General features: G+C 38.1%; 20 protein-coding genes and 1 riboswitch. Of the genes, 7 read left to right on the top strand and 13 right to left on the bottom strand.

What is annotated here, in order from left to right:
- Window positions 1-12: 12 nt before the first annotated feature.
- The 8 genes from IHV09_RS01595 to corA form a co-directional block, all read right to left on the bottom strand.
- Window positions 13-1,002, bottom strand: coding sequence for an aliphatic sulfonate ABC transporter substrate-binding protein (locus tag IHV09_RS01595; protein WP_197127018.1), 990 nt, complete (start codon window positions 1,000-1,002; stop codon window positions 13-15).
- A 158-nt stretch (window positions 1,003-1,160) separates the two neighbouring features.
- Window positions 1,161-2,951, bottom strand: coding sequence for a PLP-dependent aspartate aminotransferase family protein (locus IHV09_RS01590; protein WP_197195571.1), 1,791 nt, complete (start codon window positions 2,949-2,951; stop codon window positions 1,161-1,163).
- A gap of 183 nt (window positions 2,952-3,134) precedes the next feature.
- A riboswitch (SAM riboswitch) is annotated at window positions 3,135-3,250 on the bottom strand.
- A 176-nt stretch (window positions 3,251-3,426) separates the two neighbouring features.
- Window positions 3,427-4,536 carry a hypothetical protein gene (locus IHV09_RS01585; protein WP_197263447.1) on the bottom strand — a complete coding sequence of 370 codons (1,110 nt, stop codon included), beginning with the start codon at window positions 4,534-4,536 and terminating at the stop codon, window positions 3,427-3,429.
- Window positions 4,537-4,775: 239 nt separating this feature from the next.
- A complete protein-coding gene (locus IHV09_RS01580; protein ID WP_197127015.1) occupies window positions 4,776-5,423 on the bottom strand; it encodes a nitroreductase family protein in 648 nt (215 codons plus the stop codon).
- 89 nt (window positions 5,424-5,512) lie between these two features.
- Window positions 5,513-5,734 carry a hypothetical protein gene (locus IHV09_RS01575; RefSeq protein WP_197127014.1) on the bottom strand — a complete coding sequence of 74 codons (222 nt, stop codon included), beginning with the start codon at window positions 5,732-5,734 and terminating at the stop codon, window positions 5,513-5,515.
- A gap of 85 nt (window positions 5,735-5,819) precedes the next feature.
- Window positions 5,820-6,341, bottom strand: a complete 522-nt coding sequence (locus IHV09_RS01570) for a hypothetical protein (RefSeq protein WP_197190723.1) — start codon at window positions 6,339-6,341, stop codon at window positions 5,820-5,822.
- Window positions 6,342-6,448: 107 nt separating this feature from the next.
- A complete protein-coding gene (locus IHV09_RS01565; RefSeq protein WP_197127012.1) occupies window positions 6,449-6,880 on the bottom strand; it encodes a general stress protein in 432 nt (143 codons plus the stop codon).
- Window positions 6,881-6,944: 64 nt separating this feature from the next.
- Entirely contained in the window at window positions 6,945-7,898 is a 954-nt protein-coding gene (gene corA, locus IHV09_RS01560; RefSeq protein ID WP_197190724.1) for a magnesium/cobalt transporter CorA, read from the bottom strand.
- A gap of 202 nt (window positions 7,899-8,100) precedes the next feature.
- On the opposite strand from corA, the gene IHV09_RS01555 reads away from it, so the two are divergent.
- The gene (locus IHV09_RS01555; protein ID WP_197263446.1) at window positions 8,101-8,493 is read left to right on the top strand and encodes a hypothetical protein; all 393 of its coding nucleotides are present in this window, start codon (window positions 8,101-8,103) and stop codon (window positions 8,491-8,493) included.
- 93 nt (window positions 8,494-8,586) lie between these two features.
- Here the strand turns inward: IHV09_RS01555 and IHV09_RS01550 are convergent, their stop codons facing one another.
- On the bottom strand, window positions 8,587-9,414 hold the full coding sequence (locus tag IHV09_RS01550; RefSeq protein ID WP_197263445.1) for a VanW family protein: 828 nt from the start codon (window positions 9,412-9,414) through the stop codon (window positions 8,587-8,589).
- A 206-nt stretch (window positions 9,415-9,620) separates the two neighbouring features.
- Here IHV09_RS01550 and IHV09_RS01545 point away from each other — a divergent pair, with 206 nt between their 5' ends.
- Entirely contained in the window at window positions 9,621-10,532 is a 912-nt protein-coding gene (locus IHV09_RS01545; RefSeq protein WP_197190727.1) for a permease, read from the top strand.
- A gap of 15 nt (window positions 10,533-10,547) precedes the next feature.
- A complete protein-coding gene (locus tag IHV09_RS01540) occupies window positions 10,548-11,402 on the top strand; it encodes a TIGR03943 family putative permease subunit (RefSeq protein WP_197190728.1) in 855 nt (284 codons plus the stop codon).
- A 38-nt stretch (window positions 11,403-11,440) separates the two neighbouring features.
- Here IHV09_RS01540 and IHV09_RS01535 read toward each other — a convergent pair whose 3' ends face one another.
- On the bottom strand, window positions 11,441-12,142 hold the full coding sequence (locus IHV09_RS01535) for a vanadium-dependent haloperoxidase (protein WP_197190729.1): 702 nt from the start codon (window positions 12,140-12,142) through the stop codon (window positions 11,441-11,443).
- 222 nt (window positions 12,143-12,364) lie between these two features.
- On the opposite strand from IHV09_RS01535, the gene IHV09_RS01530 reads away from it, so the two are divergent.
- The 3 genes from IHV09_RS01530 (at window position 12,365) to IHV09_RS22585 (ending at window position 14,354) form a co-directional block, all read left to right on the top strand.
- Entirely contained in the window at window positions 12,365-13,159 is a 795-nt protein-coding gene (locus tag IHV09_RS01530; RefSeq protein ID WP_197190730.1) for an FkbM family methyltransferase, read from the top strand.
- 109 nt (window positions 13,160-13,268) lie between these two features.
- Window positions 13,269-14,057, top strand: coding sequence for a class I SAM-dependent methyltransferase (locus IHV09_RS01525; RefSeq protein WP_197190731.1), 789 nt, complete (start codon window positions 13,269-13,271; stop codon window positions 14,055-14,057).
- Window positions 14,058-14,231: 174 nt separating this feature from the next.
- Complete coding sequence (locus IHV09_RS22585) at window positions 14,232-14,354, top strand: hypothetical protein (RefSeq protein WP_255520062.1); 123 nt, start codon at window positions 14,232-14,234, stop codon at window positions 14,352-14,354.
- A 71-nt stretch (window positions 14,355-14,425) separates the two neighbouring features.
- Here the strand turns inward: IHV09_RS22585 and IHV09_RS01520 are convergent, their stop codons facing one another.
- Complete coding sequence (locus tag IHV09_RS01520) at window positions 14,426-14,851, bottom strand: MarR family winged helix-turn-helix transcriptional regulator (RefSeq protein WP_197190732.1); 426 nt, start codon at window positions 14,849-14,851, stop codon at window positions 14,426-14,428.
- 266 nt (window positions 14,852-15,117) lie between these two features.
- On the opposite strand from IHV09_RS01520, the gene IHV09_RS01515 reads away from it, so the two are divergent.
- Window positions 15,118-15,351 (top strand): XRE family transcriptional regulator, encoded by a 234-nt coding sequence (locus tag IHV09_RS01515; protein WP_197190733.1) that lies wholly within the window; start codon window positions 15,118-15,120, stop codon window positions 15,349-15,351.
- 42 nt (window positions 15,352-15,393) lie between these two features.
- Here IHV09_RS01515 and IHV09_RS01510 read toward each other — a convergent pair whose 3' ends face one another.
- Both IHV09_RS01510 and IHV09_RS01505 read right to left on the bottom strand, forming a co-directional pair.
- Complete coding sequence (locus tag IHV09_RS01510; RefSeq protein WP_197127001.1) at window positions 15,394-15,873, bottom strand: hypothetical protein; 480 nt, start codon at window positions 15,871-15,873, stop codon at window positions 15,394-15,396.
- A 250-nt stretch (window positions 15,874-16,123) separates the two neighbouring features.
- On the bottom strand, window positions 16,124-17,146 hold the full coding sequence (locus tag IHV09_RS01505) for a fatty acid desaturase (RefSeq protein ID WP_197127000.1): 1,023 nt from the start codon (window positions 17,144-17,146) through the stop codon (window positions 16,124-16,126).
- Between the last annotated feature and the right edge of the window lie 69 nt (window positions 17,147-17,215).

The raw sequence follows: 17,215 nt of genomic DNA, 5'->3' as shown, positions 1-17,215 counted from the left end.
TCCTCTCTCTCCTTATTGTTTGATTACTTTTTCTGCGAACTTCGGATTGATTAATTTCTTTACAAGATCTTCGATGTTAGTATCTTTTTTGACAATCTCTTCTGTTTGGAGAACTTCGCCTGCAGCCGATATAGCTTTTTCGTGCTGTGATCCTGGAACAGGTTCCTCGAAGTTGTTTCGTTGCAGTTGTTTTTTTGCGACATCTTCTTTAATCCCCGCTTCTTCAGATAAAAGTTTTGTTGCTTCCTCTGGATTCTCAATCGTCCATTTCCTTGCTTTTTCGTAAAGTTCAATGACTTGTTCTACTTGTTTCGGGTGGTTCTTTGCAAACTCAGAGCGTACGTTTAACGTGCCATACGTATTAAAATCTGGATTGCGGTAAATATATTGAGCACCGGATTCGATTTCTGCTCTCGCCATATGTGGATCTAATCCAGCCCAAGCATCCACTTGCCCTTTTAATAGAGCATTCGCACCATCTGCATGTTGTAAATTTACGATTTGTACATCCTTTGCAGAAAGGCCGGCATCTGCAAGTGCTCGGAGTAGAAAGATGTGCGGGTCTGTACCAAACGTCGCCGCTATCTTTTTACCTTTCAGATCCTTTACATCTTTAATCTTTGATCCATCTGCCGCGACAAGTGCTGTCCATTCTGGCTGAGAATAGATATAGACTGACTCGATCGGAGCACCTTTGTCTTTTGCGATTAAAGCTGCGGCACCAGCTGTCGATCCAAAATCAACGCTATCTGAATTCAAAAATTCGAGCGCTTTATTACTTCCCTGACTCTGAACCCATTCCACTTCAATGCCATCTTTTTTGAATGTCTCTTCTGCCCAGCCAAACTTTTTGAGTGCTAGACTTGTTGGAGAGTAAAAGGCATAATCAAGTCTAATCTTCTCCGGCTTCTCACCTTCTTTAGCACTGCTGGAACAGCCCGCTAACACTAAAGCGCCTGCTATGCTTAAAGCCAGTGCTGCTTTTTGCCAAATCTTCATCATGTATTTCCCTCCACGTTTCTCTCTTTTTGTATGGCTATTTTTTGAGTTACTCTTGAAAGTCGTTGACTCCCGTTCCAGGAGTCTCACACCTTGCACTACAATCAACAAGCAAAGAAGCATTAAAGCAAAACCTAAAAATGAATCAGCTATCTCTATTTTTAAAGTTCACACGCATACGTTGAAATGGTACCTCTTAGTCGTTGTGCTTCTTTATACGTGCATCTGTTATGCACCACATCAATACCAGCTTCTTTCGCGATTTTTGCAGCCTCTGGTGAGATGACACCTTCTTGCAGCCAGAACACTTTTGGTTGTGTGATCGCTGCTTCTTTTGCGAGCTCGATCGCTGCTTCTGGACTTCTAAATACTTGAACAACATCTATCGGAAACGGAATGGATTTTAAATCTGGATACGCTTTTTCATCAAGCACTTCGGTTTCTCTTGGATTAACAGGAACGATCTTATAGCCAAGTCGCTGCATCTTTCTAGCTAATCGATGGCTAGGTCTTGCAGGATTGGAACTGAGTCCCACGATCGCTAGCGTCTTAGGTCGTTGAATTTCCTGTCCATTCTCAACTGCTCTATAAAGTGATGATTGCAATGCCCAACGAATGACACCTTCGTCATTAATCGTGATCTCTGTTTTATCCGCTCCGATTCCTGTAGCCGTTTGTATCGCACGATCAAGATCATTCGTAAGATCTTTTACGGATTCAAGTCCGATCGATAACCGAATAAGTTCTTCTGTTACGCCTGTTGCTACTAATTCGTCTCCGCTCAGCTGTTGATGAGTGGTAGAAGCAGGGTGGATAATCAATGATTTTGCATCACCAACATTTGCAACATGTGACCATAATGAGATGTTGTTAATGACCTTACGTCCTGCATCACGCCCGCCTTTAATTCCAAAGTTTACGATCGAACCAAAACCGTTGCTTAAATATTTTTTCGCAAGCTCATGACTTCTGTGCGAAGAAAGACCAGGATATGAAACCCAATCTACTGCTGGATGTTTTTCCAGATGCTCTGCTACTTCTTGTGCGTTCTTCGCATGTTTTTCCACTCGTAGATGCAGTGTTTCTAAACCTTGTAAAAGGAGAAATGCATTGTGTGGACTTAAACAAGCTCCGAAATCTCGTAAAAGCTGAACGCGTAATTTAGTCGCGAAAGCCAATGTTCCAAAATCATTCGCGTATCTTAATCCGTTATAGCTGTTATCTGGCTCAGTGAATCCTGGGTATTTATCTGAATTCCAATTAAAGCGTCCTCCATCCACTACAACACCGCCAATTGCGGTTCCATGTCCGCCGATCCATTTTGTAGCTGAGTGGATTACGATGTCCGCTCCAAAGCTTATTGGCTTTGTGACATATGGTGTTGCAAATGTATTATCGATAATTAGAGGTACATCGTTTTCATGCGCAATATCTGCCACTGCCTCAATATCTAATACGTTAAGACTGGGGTTCCCGATCGTTTCAGCAAAAAATGCTTTCGTGTTTGGAGTAACCGCGTTTCGGAAGTTCTCTGGATCCTCTGCATCAACAAACTTTACGTTGATTCCGTATTTCGGAAGAGTAGTAGAAAATAGGTTGTAAGTACCTCCGTATAGATTCGTAGCTGCAATAATTTCGTCTCCTGCGTGTGCGATGTTTAAGATGGCAAGCGCGATAGCTGACATGCCAGAAGAAGTAGCTACAGCTGCAACACCATCTTCTAGAAGTGCAACTCTTTTCTCAAAAACATCAACAGTTGGATTTCCGATTCGGCTGTAGATGTTTCCTGGCTCATCAAGCGCGAAAAGGCTTTGCGCATGGTCTGTATCAGAAAAAACATAGGAAGTAGTTTGATAGACAGGTACCGCTCGTGATCCTGTCGTTGGGTCAGGCGCTTGGCCCCCATGTAATAGCAATGTTTCAATATCGTATCCGTCAAAAGATTTTGTCATTATAATCGCTCCTTCTCATTATTCAAATAAAATCTATAGGAAAACTAGGGATAAAGAATAATGCTTTTCCCTTTTGCTATATTCAATTTTTAAAATGAAATAAGTGACTAAGTGATGTTGTGCTTGAAGTATGATAAGGGGAAAAAGAAAAACCCCCTTCCTAAGAAGAGGGTTTTGGTCCTCCTCTTATCTTTCAGATCAAAAAAGATCTGTAGGAATTGGCACCTTTCCAAACCAAATGTGGTTTGTTGGTTGCCGGGCTTCATCGGGCCTAGTCCCTCCGCCTCTCTGGATAAGAGATATTCAAATTATGTTTAACACATTAACGTGCTGATGTTTACTTTGTTCTTGAATAGGATTATAGAGTAAGATGTTTTAGAAAGTCAACCGTTTTTTGAAAAATCATAAAAGTATTACAACAGAATGAGTGTTCAACTGTCAGCTTTGAATTAAGATTATGCCCATGCTATGCCGGTTATGCTAACTTTGTTCCACTTTTTTCATCAAACCATTGAAACTCTTCGATTTTTTTTACAAGTTCCGCTATTCGATTGGCAATGGCTTCTCTTTCTCCATAACGAATTTTCTGTTCGGACGATAATTCATCAATCTGAAGTAGTTGCCAATGAGTTACAGTTAGATCCGTAAGTTGAATAAACTCTTCTTGTTTCACTCGACGCTTTACATCTAGATCTCCGTTAGAATAACCTTCTAAAAATCCGTCAGCTATTCTTTTCAAACGGTCTTCAAAGCGATCAAATTCATGTCGTGCATAACGCGGTGCATTAAAAAATGTTGGAAACAACGTCCGATAATTATTAAGAAAATTCCCAGCAAGCGAATCTCCGCTATATAAGATTGGTACAGGATCAATCAAACAGACAGTGCCATCTGAATGCAGCAATATATTCTCTGGAGATGTATCTTGATTAGTAAGTACAACCGTATGATCCGTAATCTCTCTATCCTCCATGCAAGCTTGTAGGTCTACTAAAGCTAATGAAGAAATGGCCCCCTCATACGTTTCTATAAATTTCTTGAAATCATCTATGTATTCATTGTTTTCTTCTTTCATAGATTCTGAAACATCTGATTGAAATTTGCCCGCAATATGTTTACCGTTCCATGAGAGATAACCAAACCCTTTTAAGCCATGATGTGCAGTATTCATCTTGCGAAAGAACTCACCAACTTCCGCTCCAATATGAAACGCTTCTACAACCGTTAGTTGATCTAGTTTGATTGCTTTTCCTGCATAAGATTCCACGGTAAACGTTCTGCCTTTTTCTACATGATAATTGAAAAAGTCAGGGCAGATTCCCGGTTTAACTTGGTTTGCTAGCTCATAGTATGCTCTAGTCGCTGCATATTCTGAGTGCATGGCTTCTTCATCAAACTCAACGTTCTTTCCATACGCCTCTGTTTTCGGAAAACGAACAACCACAGCATCTCCAGTGCGCAGCTGAACAAGATAAGCAAGATGCCAAGCCCCTTCACCTAAATACTGAACCTGAGTCGGATCTTTAAGTTCCTCTAATCCACTTTTTTGCAGTGCATAATCAATCAAGTCAAATGTCTCTTTCATAAGAAGTTCCTCTTTCTATAATTGAAAATACGTTACATGAAACATATATTCGGTATATGTCGAAAAAAATCCTTTTTTCTTAAGATTAATTGTAGGTCTGAAGTCTTATAGAGGGGTATGAGAGGGGTTCAAGGGGGCATTTCAAAGCGGTGATCCTTGCACTTTTCATATAGCGCTCGTCCAGTGTGCTTGTCACCCGCTGGACGAGCTTTTTAAGAATTTTACAGAACCAATTGTCATCAATCTACATATGTGACGATTTCTTCTACAGCTTTTCTTGCGAGTTTTTTCGGTTGATCTTGTGGATGTCCAAGTGAAATAACCATGTTGATCTGTTTCTTAGACGGAATTTCTAAAAAGTCTCGAATCGCATCTTGCGCAAGCAATACGGGACCAGTCATCGGGCAAGTCCCTAGTCCGCGCGCATGGGCTGCGAGCATCAAGTTTTGAATCGCCAAGCAGCTGCTCTTGATTCCTTCTTCTTCCCAGACTGATTCTTCGGCAAGTTCGATCGGATCAAATATTTTTTCACGAAACTTAGATTCGTAAGGAGTGGCTAAACAGATGATCAGCACAGGTGCTCCAGAGAACGCCGTTGCATAAGGGCCGAAAGAGCGCGTCAGCAATTTTGCTTCCTTCGTTTTGCCGTTCTCTTCAGCTCTTGCAGCCAATTTATGAATAGCATCCCACGTCATCTCTTCAATTTTCTTTACTTTATCTTTGTTTCGGATCACGATAAATTCCCACGTTTGTGAGTTCGTGTCGCTCGGCGCATAGCGGGCGCAATCCATGATTTCATGAATGTCTACTTCAGCAACTGCTTCATCCGTAAACTTTCGGACACTTCTTCTGCCGTGCACGATTTCTTTAAAATCTTCGTATTTCATGATTGTCTCCTCTGGCACATGTAATAGATATTCTAAATGTATTATACAAAAGATTGGAACTCTCTACAAAATACGTAAAAAAACAGTGCCTATTTTGCACTGTTCTCTGGTTCAATTTCTTTTTTAGTTTTTATTCTTAATCCGATTAAAATGAGTGAAGCTCCTAATAATACACTTACAATATGGATAGGATCCATATTAAGTGACTCTTTTTGAACATTTAACTTCTCAACATACATTCCTAGCAGATAGGTACTGATCAGAACGATTAACCCGGCGGTAATTAAACCTGCTTTCACATATGGCTTCATGGTAAAACCACCTTTTCCCTTTTACATTTAACATATTCTTAGGAAAAGATAGAATACCTTTATTCTTTAAAACAAATTTGCATAACTAATTAGCTTTTGCAAGATTCATACGCTCTTCAACAAACGAACGCACTTCATCCTCAGCTTTTTTCTTGATTACAAATTCTACATATCTTTCACCCGTATGAAAGCGAACTAAACCCCAGCTTGGATACCCTGGGTTTTCAGCTTGAAGTCCCGTGATCCAATCCACTGAATCAATCTGATTCCAATCATAAAATTTTGTTGCCGATACAACGCCTTTCTTGCCGATTGCACCGCGCCATATTTGAGTAAAATAAAGCAGTGTTAGGAACACCAGTAAACAAATCATTAAAACATTAACAGGCATCGAAAGTTTCAACAGACCGAATCCTTGTGTGATGATGACCACAATCATAATCTCATGCGTCCAAAAGTTTTTCTGTGTATACTCTCCACTATAAGAAAGTCCATAGACCGGAACAGCTCTTTTTTTGTCTTTCACATTTTTCAAAAGGTAATAAACGGCTGCAATGATTCCTATCACGATTAAGATTCCAAAAAACACATTTAAGAAGAGCTCCATGTTTTAACACCCCACATATCTTATATATATAAATACGATTAAGTACTGGAAAAAGTTTCAAAACAATAAAAAAGACACCTTCTGAAGGTGCCCTTTAAATCGTGGTTTTATTTTCGTTCAACCATAACTAAGATCTTACCATCTTGTAAATCTTGCATATAACTTTCCGCATCACTTTCAGCAACGTCCATGTTTTGAAGAATTTCCTTCATATCCGCTTCATCATGATCAAACATGGAAGCAAAAGGTCCAGCTGCAAGAAGTGGTCCGATACCTGGTACTCCGAGGCCAGGGACTGCAATCCCTCCGCCAATACCGGTTAGAAAACCAGCAATCGTACCATATGTTGCACTATCTGCATCATCTTCAGTAATTTTTCTTTCGTTTACATGTGTTTCGTCGGCAACATGATCAACCATCTCATCATCTTTCGCAACGATTGAAATATCAGATGGATGATATCCTTTTTCGACGAGAGCTTTGATTGCGCCAACCGCTTCTTCTTCTTTTAAATATGTACCGATAATATCTTTTTTCATTTGGTTTCCCTCCAAACGGTTCTTTACAAGTAGGTTCCCCTGTTAAGCATTTTTTAAACGAAACTCAATCCTGCTCGAACCAACCTTTTTTCTTAAACCAAATGGACATAATTCCCCCTAATAAGACCATGAAACCTAGTACATAGAAGTAGCCATTCTTTGTTTGCAGCTCTGGCATGTTTACAAAGTTCATTCCATACAGACCTGCAATAAATGTTAACGGCATGAAAATAGTTGTGATTACAGTTAATGTTTTCATAATATTATTCATACGGTAAGAGTTAAGAGAGATGTAATTATCACGTATATCTGATGTCATCTCTCTGGCTGATGTCATCATATCTGTCAAACGCAATAGATGATCGTATATATCATGAAAATAGGATCTTTCATCCGCATCTAAACCTACTCGTTTTGACTCGAGCATACGATACAGCAACTCACGCATAGGTACAACTGTTTTTCTTAATGTTAATAGGTCTCCTCTTATATCAAAGATCTGGTTAATAATTTTAGGTGCTTCGTCATCTTCATTGCTTTCAATAGAAATTACTCGTTCTTCTAATTCATGCATGATAGGAAAATACATATCTACCAGTTTATCCATAAGCTTGTGAACGAGTTCATTTTTACCTAGTTCAGGCGGAACACTCTCTAGTCTACTTAAATAATTCCACACAAAATCAATCTCTGGTACGTTTGTTTTATGAAAAGTGACAACACAGTTTTTCGTTGTGAAAATATCAACCTCAGTTGCTTCGAGTGTCTTTTTGTCAAGAGCGTGCACCACATAAAACAGGTGATCTTCATAAAATTCAACCTTTGGTCGTTGCAAGGCATTCACACAGTCCTCAACAGCAAGAGGATGGAAGTCAAAAAAAGTGCGCAATAAATTGGTTTCACCTGATGTCGGACAGTCAAAATCCACCCAGAACCAATCAGGCTTCATTTCATTGATTTGTCTAAACGGCGGATTAATGATTACTTTATGATCGATGATAGCGATTGTTCGGACCATGATTACACCTTCTTTCTCTTATTATCATTTCCCTAATTTCTTTAACTTTTATCAGTGATTTGAAACATTTAAATAGGAATGCGGCATTTATATACAATAAGCTATGCTTTTTATTTTGACAATAAAAAAACGGTCGACTAAATGGTTAATAAACAAGCTGTATTTTTCCTTATTATAGTTATGTATGAAAGGAGCGATCGTGTTGAAAAAAAGGATCGTGATATCTTTTGTTTTCGTTTTGTTGGTATTTTCAAGTGTCACGATTTATCAATATGTGGTGAAGAAAGATCGTTACTCATCGGTTTCAATAGTTCCCGAGCAGCGCAACGACCTTCCTCTTTATGAAGGATTAGAATTTCAAGAACATCATTACTTGATGAAGGGTAACCATTGGTATGATATCTATGAATTTTATAGAGACTCTCTACCTAGTCATGGCTGGAAGCTCGTTTTTAAACAAGCTTCTATAGAAGGCTGGGGAGGGTTTATGTTGAGATTTGAAAAAAATAATAAAGAACTACATATTGATGGTGGCTGGAACCCATATGCTAACGAAACAGAAACTATCTTTGACCTTAACCCTGTTCAACATTAGAAGAAATAGATCGATTTAAAAAATTATTAGCAATAAACAGTATTTCTGTATGCTTTAAAAATCCCTTAGCCTTAAAACGGCCAAGGGTTTTTACTACGCTTCTTTTTGACTAGTTTCTAGTAATGGTTCATACATCATGATGGCATGATTCTCTGTTACATATTCATCATCGATCTCTTTTCTTTGACGGTTAAAAACTTTGCGATGAATGGAGTTATGCCTTAAATATCCACCCCAGTAAGCCGGTGTGATCCAATGTTCTTTTTCATACACTTGATACGATAGCAAAGGTTCTTGGTCTGTCCGCCATTCTCCTACGAGATGAGTATCGGTTAAATATAAGTGAAGCTGGTATAGCTGATTAGTCGTGTTCTTAATTTGAAGGTCTAGGTAGTTATAAGCACAAGTCGCTCCGCTTCCAAACGGCTGGGTGCGTTTCGAATCTGGAAACACATCATAGCTGTGACGATGTCGCTCTGTTACAGAGAGCGGAGTATGCAACGTCATCCAATAAATTAAGTTCGACAGCTGACAAAGCCCTCCCCCGGTTCCCTTCTTAAACTTTCCGTAAAACAAAACCATACCATCTACGTACCCTTTCGAGCGTGTTGTCGTTCCTATGCTTTTCCAATAAGAAAAAGTCTCCCCAGGCTGGATCACGGTTCCGTTTAACTGTTTGATAGCAATCCTCAGGTTTTTAACTTTGTTATGCTGATACCACATGTCTACATCTTTTAATTTGCGAAGAAGAATAGTCTGATGCGAAAAATGAACAAATGGTAGCTGTTCGCTCTTCCTTGTTTTGGCATAAGTCTTTTCATCGGTAATCCATTCTATATACCTTTTAAACATATAATATTTTTTTCCTAGCGAGATTCGAAAAGCCAAACGCCGCTTCGGGCGCAGGTCAAAATGGTTCATTTATTTACTCCTTTTGCTCAATCTCATTATGGGAAATAAATTGTTTGGGGTCAGACCCCATTTCCCATTATCTTCTAATTCTTCATTTACCATTTATTTTCCTGTGGATTTTGCGTTATAGTGTGGATATTACTTAATAAAAATTTACTTCATAAAGTTTATATTTTATGATGATAGGTAGTTTATTGATTTGGAGGAATTATCGGATGCTCGACAAATCGTTTTTACAGATGAATACCGTGTTTATAAGCATCCTCATCGAAGCACTTCCATTCGTTCTTATTGGTGTTCTCATTGCAGGTGTCATACAGATGTTTGTCACTGAGGAGATGGTGGCACGCATCATGCCCAAAAATAAGATAGGTGCTGTTTTGTTTGGAGCTGTTCTAGGTGCGATTTTTCCCGCATGTGAGTGTGGAATCGTTCCAATCACAAGAAAGCTGATCGAAAAAGGTGTTCCTGTTTTTGCGGCTATACCTTTTATGCTTACCGGTCCGATCATCAACCCCATCGTATTATTCTCGACGTATGTTGCATTCGGCAACAGATGGGATGTCATGATCTACAGAGGTGGACTGGCCATGATTGTTGCTGTCTTATTAGGTTTTATTCTTGCCGTTCAATTTAAAAATGTAAAAGTACTAAAGAATGAAATAGGTGCTGTTTCCCGTCTACCGTTTAACGACGAAATGGCAGCAACAGTTACAGCAACAAAAGGTTCTTTTTATAACAAACTGAAAGGTACGTTCGTACATGCTGTAGAAGAGTTCTTCTCTGTCGGAAAGTATTTAGTGATCGGTGCATTGATTGCAGCGAGTATGCAAACGTACGTGAAAACATCGACACTTCTTGAAATCGGGCAAGGTGAAGTATCATCTTCTCTTGTGATGATGGGACTAGCGTTTATACTCTCTCTATGTTCAGAGGCTGATGCTTTCATCGCGTCTTCATTTCAAAGCACGTTTACCATCGGTTCCATCGTTGCGTTTCTTGTTTATGGTCCGATGCTTGATGTGAAGAACGTCCTGATGATGCTAGCTGCATTTAAGAAAAAACTAGTGGTTAGCCTTGTTGTATATATTACGATCCTTGTTCTACTCGGATCTCTATTTCTATAAGGGAGGTGCACATCCATGATTCGAATCTTGATTTTGATCGGATTCACCTTTTTGTTCATGCATCTGCATGCAACAGGTGATATAAGCAAGTACATTAACATGAAGTATTCGTATATTTCATTCTCAGCCATATTTATTCTTGGCTTTCTTACGCTCGTTCAGTTCTACATTTATGGGAAAAGTGATGATGATGAACATGCACACGATGATTCATGCACCCCTGATTGTGGTCATGATCATCATAAGAAACCTTCCCGTCTAAAGAATGTAACTGTGAACAGCATACTCATTTTCCCGATCATTTCCGGGTTATTCTTTCCTATCGCTTCTCTTGACTCTGAAACCGTAAAAACAAAAGGGTTCCACTTTAAAGGCCTTGAGAACGAAGGGGACTTTGGTGAGCATCAGTTTCTAAAGCCTGATACAAGTGTTTATTATGGAAAAGAAAGCTATAATTCAATCATGGATAAAGAACTGAAGCCCTTTACTAAAGGAAATCAGGTTGTGCTGAACGATAAGAACTATCTAAAAGGCATGGAGAGTATCTATTATAAACCTGGTATTTTTCTCGGGAAGGATGTTCAGTTTAAAGGGTTTACTTACAATGCAGAAGACGAAGCTGCTAAATCAAACGAACTTTTTCTTCTACGTTTTGGAATCATTCACTGTATTGCCGATTCTGGCGTTTTTGGCATGATGGTGGAATTTCCAAAAGGTACAACATTTCCTAATGACAAATGGATCGAGATTGAGGGAAGTATAGAAACCCAATATTATCAACCATTTAAAGCCGATATCCCTTATGTAAAAGTGAAGGACTGGAAGGAAATCGAGAAACCAAATGAAGAATATGTATATCGAGGATACTGAGAAAAACCGGACATCTACGTCCGGTTTTTATTCTTTCATTATATATTTTGCGATCGTATTAAATTCACTACGATATCTCCGAGCTGTCTTCCAAGTGATAATCCTTCATCATTATCTACTTTAAAATGAACGCCTGCATATAATCTAGACATCGCACACTCTTCCATGAGCAGGTGGATGCGATTTCTTTCTTGTGGAAAATAATAGCTTAGTATAGGTTCTGAAACTCCAGCCATTACAGCATGTGCAGAGGGATAACCCGGAAACCTTGGAGTCATTAACACCGTTCTTAAGTTTGGGTCATATTGACAAGGACGTGCTACATCCCAAAGATATTTAAAATGCCACGTAATTACGAAAGCATCATTGATTGCCGCTTGATAAAATGCTAAAAATCTGGCCGCTTTTGTTGAAGCCACCCCATATGTTTCCATCATTTGAAATACGATTGGAATAATCTGTTTATTCACTTCTCCAGCAGCCCACATTTGTGCAATGCGTATCTGATCTGGCGTTATCTGCTGCATCATCTGTTGCACAATTTGAAGTTCATTGGCCCAATTAATTGTATTAGGATCTTTGATTTTCCATGTGATCTGGTTTCGAAAAGGGTCCAAAAACGCATCACCTTCTCGAGCGATGAAAAACATCGGCCAATTACCTGCTTCTGGGGTTACAGGAGTCGGGGGATTGCTCTCGCCCGGATAAGGTATTTTTGACCACCTCAAATAACTTCTCATTTCATCCCCCCTGTTTCATGTATTACCTCATGTTATGTCAATGGACAAAAATTTTAGAACAAGGTAATTGTTTAAACAGTGGTTATACAAACATTTTTTTGCAATTAAAGAGATTAAGAGTAAATCAAGTTCCTTAAGTGTCGTATAAACATATAATGTTGTATAGTTGGCCAAGCTCTTACAGCTTGTGACAGCTTTTTTAAATGGAAGTTGGTGGATGATTTGAAGAACGTTACAAAAAAAGATGTATCCTTTAATGTGTCTGACGATAAACAGTTTGCATACTTTTGGCACACTGTGTTCCCCAATCATTGGGAGGACTTTACATTTGAAGTCTTGGATCATTTCTTACATCCTGATCAAAATTATTTAGATATCGGCTCTTGGATCGGACCAACTATACTGTATGCATCAAGTAAAGCAAAACATTCATTTGGTGTTGAACCAGATTCAGTAGCCTATGAAGCATTGAAAACAAATATTACGTTAAACCCAGAACTCAAACAAAAAATCACGCCTATCAACAAAGCCCTATCCTATAAGTCAGGAACGATGAACTTATATAAAAGAACACGATTTGGTGATTCTAGTTCAAGTCTCGTTCGATCATTGTCAGATGATTTTCAATCTGTTTCAGTAAGTACCCTAAAAGACTTGCTGTCGGATTATCAGATTACCAATCTGTCACTCATCAAAATGGATATTGAAGGCGGTGAATATCTACTCATACCCTCTATGCGGAAATATTTAAAACGGTACAAGCCACCCCTTTACCTATCTCTTCATCCTGAATTTTTAAAAAGCTCGATGAGAAAGAGATGTCCTGACACTTCAGAAAAGAAACTACAAAAAGCCTATCTAAAGAAAGTAAAAAAACTGATTCAAAGCTTAGATATGTATGATTATATTTATACGTCATCCTCAGAAAGGATTGAAAAATCAAAATTACTTCAAGCCCTTTTAATGGATGATGATCCAATAGAACTACTTTTCACAACTACTGCCTTTAAAATTTAATAACTGTTTAGGTGTTGGCTAATGCGCACCTTTTTTTTATTTATCCCCTCTATTCAGCCGACGTTTCTTTTGGTATCATTTTCCTTAAAATATGGGGAGCTGATGTTTGATGACTTCGCTTAAACAATCGTTTAACTTTGTTGCCAATTCATATGAGAAATACCGGCCGACTTATCCAACAAAGCTTTTCGCAGATATTATACGGTATGCAAACCTTCATGCAGATCATAATTCTTTGGAGGTAGGAAGTGGAACGGGAAAAGCTACAGAAGGTTTTGTAAAACAAGGCATCTCAAAAATCACATGTATTGAACATGGACAAAACCTAGTTGAGCTGACTCGAAAAAAGTTTTCATCGTCTCCAACTCTTCACGTGATTCACTCTAGTTTTGAAGACTGGAATCATCCAGAAAACGCCAAATTTGACCTAGTTTATTCTGGAACAGCTTTTCACTTTATTCCTCAAGAGACTGGGTATCGAAAAGCAGCTTCTCTTTTAAAAGTTAATGGGGTATTAGCGCTCTTTTGGTTTGTTCACATTCCTTCTTTTGAACCTGTCTACCAATCAATACGTAAAGCTTATGATTTATTTGCTCCTCATTTAGAAGACAGCAGTGCTCCTACACTAGCAGAATTTACTGAGAAGCGAAACGAACTTACGCTGCAGTCAGGTGCTTTTAAAGATTTAAGCACACATACTTATACGTGGAACCAAACCTATACCGCCAAAGAATATGTAGGGCTATTAGATACACATTCTGGTCACCAACTGTTGCCTCCAGAACAAAAAGAACTCCTCTATCAAGAAATAGAGAAAGCAATTTTGGAGGAAGGTTCAGGGATCATCTCTAAAAAACATGCAGTTGCATTATTTCTAGCCAAAAAGAAAGACGTATAGTTTTATAATAAAGTATTATCAATTGAATAATTCATTTAGATCCCCCTTCAAATGTCCTGTTTTCACTTTGTTCGATTCATTCCTAGGAAAGCTGTACTATTGTTTCGACAATAAAGAGGATATTTATCGATTGAGAGAGAATTATGGAGAAAACCTAGAAGGGAGGAAAAGAAAATGAGTGAAGTGATCATCCGTCATCTTGTGAAACGTCATTTCACAAAGAAAAACATACAAGATCAGCATCTTCAACAGCTGCTTGTCCATTTTCTTCTTTCAGCAAGGAAAGACAAACATTAAAAAAGATAAAGATATCGCCATCATATAATCCTTTATTAAACAAGAGTATCTGATTTAGCAGATACTCTTTCTTATTTATGTGAATTTAGTGCTTTCGTTAATATTTTTAGAGCTTGCATGATCGTGTTTTTTTCAAATTCAGAGAGTCCTTCAATATTTTGATTTAGACGTGTGCTTAAAATCATATTCAAATGTGATAACGTATGCACGCCTTTTTCTGTTAATACAAGGAAAAAAATTCTTCTGTCACTAGGATTCACTCTTTTTTCCACAAGACCTATTTTTACTAAAGACTGCACTTGCCTGCTGAATGTCGTAATATCAACACCAACGTTATCTGCAATCTGTTGCATGGTAGGCTTTGAGTGTTTGCTAATTTCATAAAGGATATGACTATGTGCTAATGTTAGATTTTCTTCTACTAAACGACAGCTGTTCTTTTGCAACGTTTCATATTTTCTACTCAAATTCTGCAGTAGATCCCTGACATCCTCCATAAATAAACACCACCTTGATTTCACTATAAGGCATACTTCTGAAAATTTAAATAATTTTAAAGAAATATCCATTTATGTTAAATAGGTATTTTAACCTAATTGCATTTCCGAAAATGGTGTTATTTTTGACGCATTATGTAGATTCAAAAAAGTTTTTGGTAAAAAAGACTCATTCATATGCAAGTATTTAGGTTTAGTTACCATTCTATACGGGTACCCCATAATTATAGAGATAAAATGTGTGAATAAATTGTTTGGGGGTATCAGTGAATATGTACAGAGTGGAGCAGAAACGCAGCAAATTAGGTATGTGGCTCGAACAGCATAATAAAGATACTGATTGGTTGACCCGAACTTCTGGTATCGAAAGACAAACGATAGAAGAGCTCGCCTACAATCCAAATAAAAATCCAAGAATGATATGTATACGAAAGATATTATATGCGGTAAAAAAGGTTGAACCTACAACTAAACTCAGTGATTTATGGGATATGAACTAATACAAGCACCTCAGACTAAAATGAGGTGCTTGTTTTTTTATGTTACTCCAATAAATGTTCTACTTTTGTCTTCATAGATCCTATTACTGTTCTTTTGTAACGAAAAGCAAGCAAGAGTACTTTTAATCGTTGACTAAATGACAGTTCATGAAAACCCGGATTCTCTTTTAGGAAACACTTTATGATCGAAAGCGCGGCTGGACTCACCCTCTTGCATAATTTCTTATCTTGTTCCTTCCTACCCATACCTCTTAAGCTCTGTAAGAAATTCTTTATTTCTGTTTTTCTAGGTTGTTCATCAATGATACATAGCGCGTATTTATTTTTTGTGTGCTTCGTTAAATATTCAAAACGGTCATTTCCGCAAATAATACTGAATCGATTCTTCTTATCTTTCTTGACTACAAGCATATGCATAGAATCCCACATTCTATTTTTAAGCATCTTCACATGATCTGTTAAGTTAATCGCATGATTCGGCTTAATTTTAGTTAGATGAATATATTGAACATTCAACTTCATCTCATATCTCCTTCTTTCTAATGGAGTCATCATGTATGTATAGTATGAAAGTAAGTGTGTAAAAGGTGCCTATAGATGATTGTCTGATTTGTTTTTGAAGATTACCTGGATTTGTTTGAAATGTTACGAGTATGTGCCTAGAATGGCAATCAACTACCCTAGGAGAGCTATGATTACAGCCTAGCCTCAAGTAAAAAAAGTCACTCTCCGCACGTTTTTTAACGTAGCGAGGAGTGACTCTTGAGTGTTTTTATGCTGCTCTATTTTTTCGAATGAAATTACGAATATCACGATTTCCGATAAACTTCTTAGACTGTTCACACCATAGCTTAAACGTTAATGATTTTAAGCTAGTAAGAAGCGTGAGGGTTGGTACATCTTGTAGTCTCGGATCACTTTTGTGTGCTTTTTCCAAGTGGTAGTTCGGCACACGAGAATTCAAATGGTGCACATGGTGAAATCCGATGTTCCCTGTAAACCATTGTAATACTTTTGGCAGCTTATAGAACGAACTTCCTTTAAGAGCTGCTTCAACATAGTTCCATTTTTCATTATGTTCAAAATAACCATCTTCAAACTGATGCTGAACATAAAACAACCATACGCCTGAAAAAGTAGCAATGTAGAAGATCGGCAGTTCAACCAATAAGAAAGCTTTCCATCCGATCGTAAATCCAACAGCTAATACGATCGTTACTAGTGCGATATTCGTTAACCAAACATGCACTTTTTCTTTCTTTGAAGCATTCTTTGCATTAAATCGATAATCGATCAAGAAAATATACAGTGGTCCGATCAAAAAGAGCACGATCGGATTTCGGTATGTTCTGTATTGTAACCGTTTAAACCAAGAAGCTTCTGCGTACTCTTGAAGCGTCATTGTCCATACATCACCAACTCCACGTTTCTCAAGGTTTCCGTTCGTGGCATGGTGTGTTGCATGGCTATTCTTCCACTGTTCATACGAACAAAACGTAAACAAACCTGTAAAAATACCCACGATCTGATTGGCTTTTCTGCTTTTGAAAAAAGAATAGTGTGTGCAATCATGAAAAATGATAAATGTTCGAACTAAAAAGCCGGCTGCCGGTACTGCACAAAGCAGTGTTAACCAAAATGATATATTTAAACTCAAATAAGCCAAAACCCATAAAATCAAGAATGGTCCTACTGAATTAACTAACTGCCATACACTTGCTGAGATACGCGGGCGCTCAAATGGTGCTAATTTTTTCTTCCATTCACGAATGTCGTACTTCGAATGTTCGCTCATTAAATCAGTCTCCTTTAACTTCACATCTTCCCTATCTTATCACATATTTTGAATTTAGCACCCACCTAT

The organism is Fictibacillus sp. 23RED33 (assembly GCF_015903925.1).
In the GTDB taxonomy this organism is placed as follows: domain Bacteria; phylum Bacillota; class Bacilli; order Bacillales; family Fictibacillaceae; genus Fictibacillus; species Fictibacillus phosphorivorans.
The sequence above is the reverse complement of the archived record's forward strand: the minus strand, read 5'-3'. Positions and strand labels throughout refer to the sequence as shown.

Bases quoted from the DNA above. Each gene is read 5' to 3' on its own strand.
- IHV09_RS01595 (WP_197127018.1), bottom strand. From the start codon at position 1,002: ATGATGAAGATTTGGCAAAAAGCAGCACTGGCTTTAAGCATAGCAGGC.
- IHV09_RS01590 (WP_197195571.1), bottom strand. From the start codon at position 2,951: ATGACAAAATCTTTTGACGGATACGATATTGAAACATTGCTATTACAT.
- IHV09_RS01585 (WP_197263447.1), bottom strand. From the start codon at position 4,536: ATGAAAGAGACATTTGACTTGATTGATTATGCACTGCAAAAAAGTGGA.
- IHV09_RS01580 (WP_197127015.1), bottom strand. From the start codon at position 5,423: ATGAAATACGAAGATTTTAAAGAAATCGTGCACGGCAGAAGAAGTGTC.
- IHV09_RS01575 (WP_197127014.1), bottom strand. From the start codon at position 5,734: ATGAAGCCATATGTGAAAGCAGGTTTAATTACCGCCGGGTTAATCGTT.
- IHV09_RS01570 (WP_197190723.1), bottom strand. From the start codon at position 6,341: ATGGAGCTCTTCTTAAATGTGTTTTTTGGAATCTTAATCGTGATAGGA.
- IHV09_RS01565 (WP_197127012.1), bottom strand. From the start codon at position 6,880: ATGAAAAAAGATATTATCGGTACATATTTAAAAGAAGAAGAAGCGGTT.
- corA (WP_197190724.1), bottom strand. From the start codon at position 7,898: ATGGTCCGAACAATCGCTATCATCGATCATAAAGTAATCATTAATCCG.
- IHV09_RS01550 (WP_197263445.1), bottom strand. From the start codon at position 9,414: ATGAACCATTTTGACCTGCGCCCGAAGCGGCGTTTGGCTTTTCGAATC.
- IHV09_RS01545 (WP_197190727.1), top strand. From the start codon at position 9,621: ATGCTCGACAAATCGTTTTTACAGATGAATACCGTGTTTATAAGCATC.
- IHV09_RS01540 (WP_197190728.1), top strand. From the start codon at position 10,548: ATGATTCGAATCTTGATTTTGATCGGATTCACCTTTTTGTTCATGCAT.
- IHV09_RS01535 (WP_197190729.1), bottom strand. From the start codon at position 12,142: ATGAGAAGTTATTTGAGGTGGTCAAAAATACCTTATCCGGGCGAGAGC.
- IHV09_RS01525 (WP_197190731.1), top strand. From the start codon at position 13,269: ATGACTTCGCTTAAACAATCGTTTAACTTTGTTGCCAATTCATATGAG.
- IHV09_RS22585 (WP_255520062.1), top strand. From the start codon at position 14,232: ATGAGTGAAGTGATCATCCGTCATCTTGTGAAACGTCATTTCACAAAG.
- IHV09_RS01520 (WP_197190732.1), bottom strand. From the start codon at position 14,851: ATGGAGGATGTCAGGGATCTACTGCAGAATTTGAGTAGAAAATATGAA.
- IHV09_RS01510 (WP_197127001.1), bottom strand. From the start codon at position 15,873: ATGAAGTTGAATGTTCAATATATTCATCTAACTAAAATTAAGCCGAAT.
- IHV09_RS01505 (WP_197127000.1), bottom strand. From the start codon at position 17,146: ATGAGCGAACATTCGAAGTACGACATTCGTGAATGGAAGAAAAAATTA.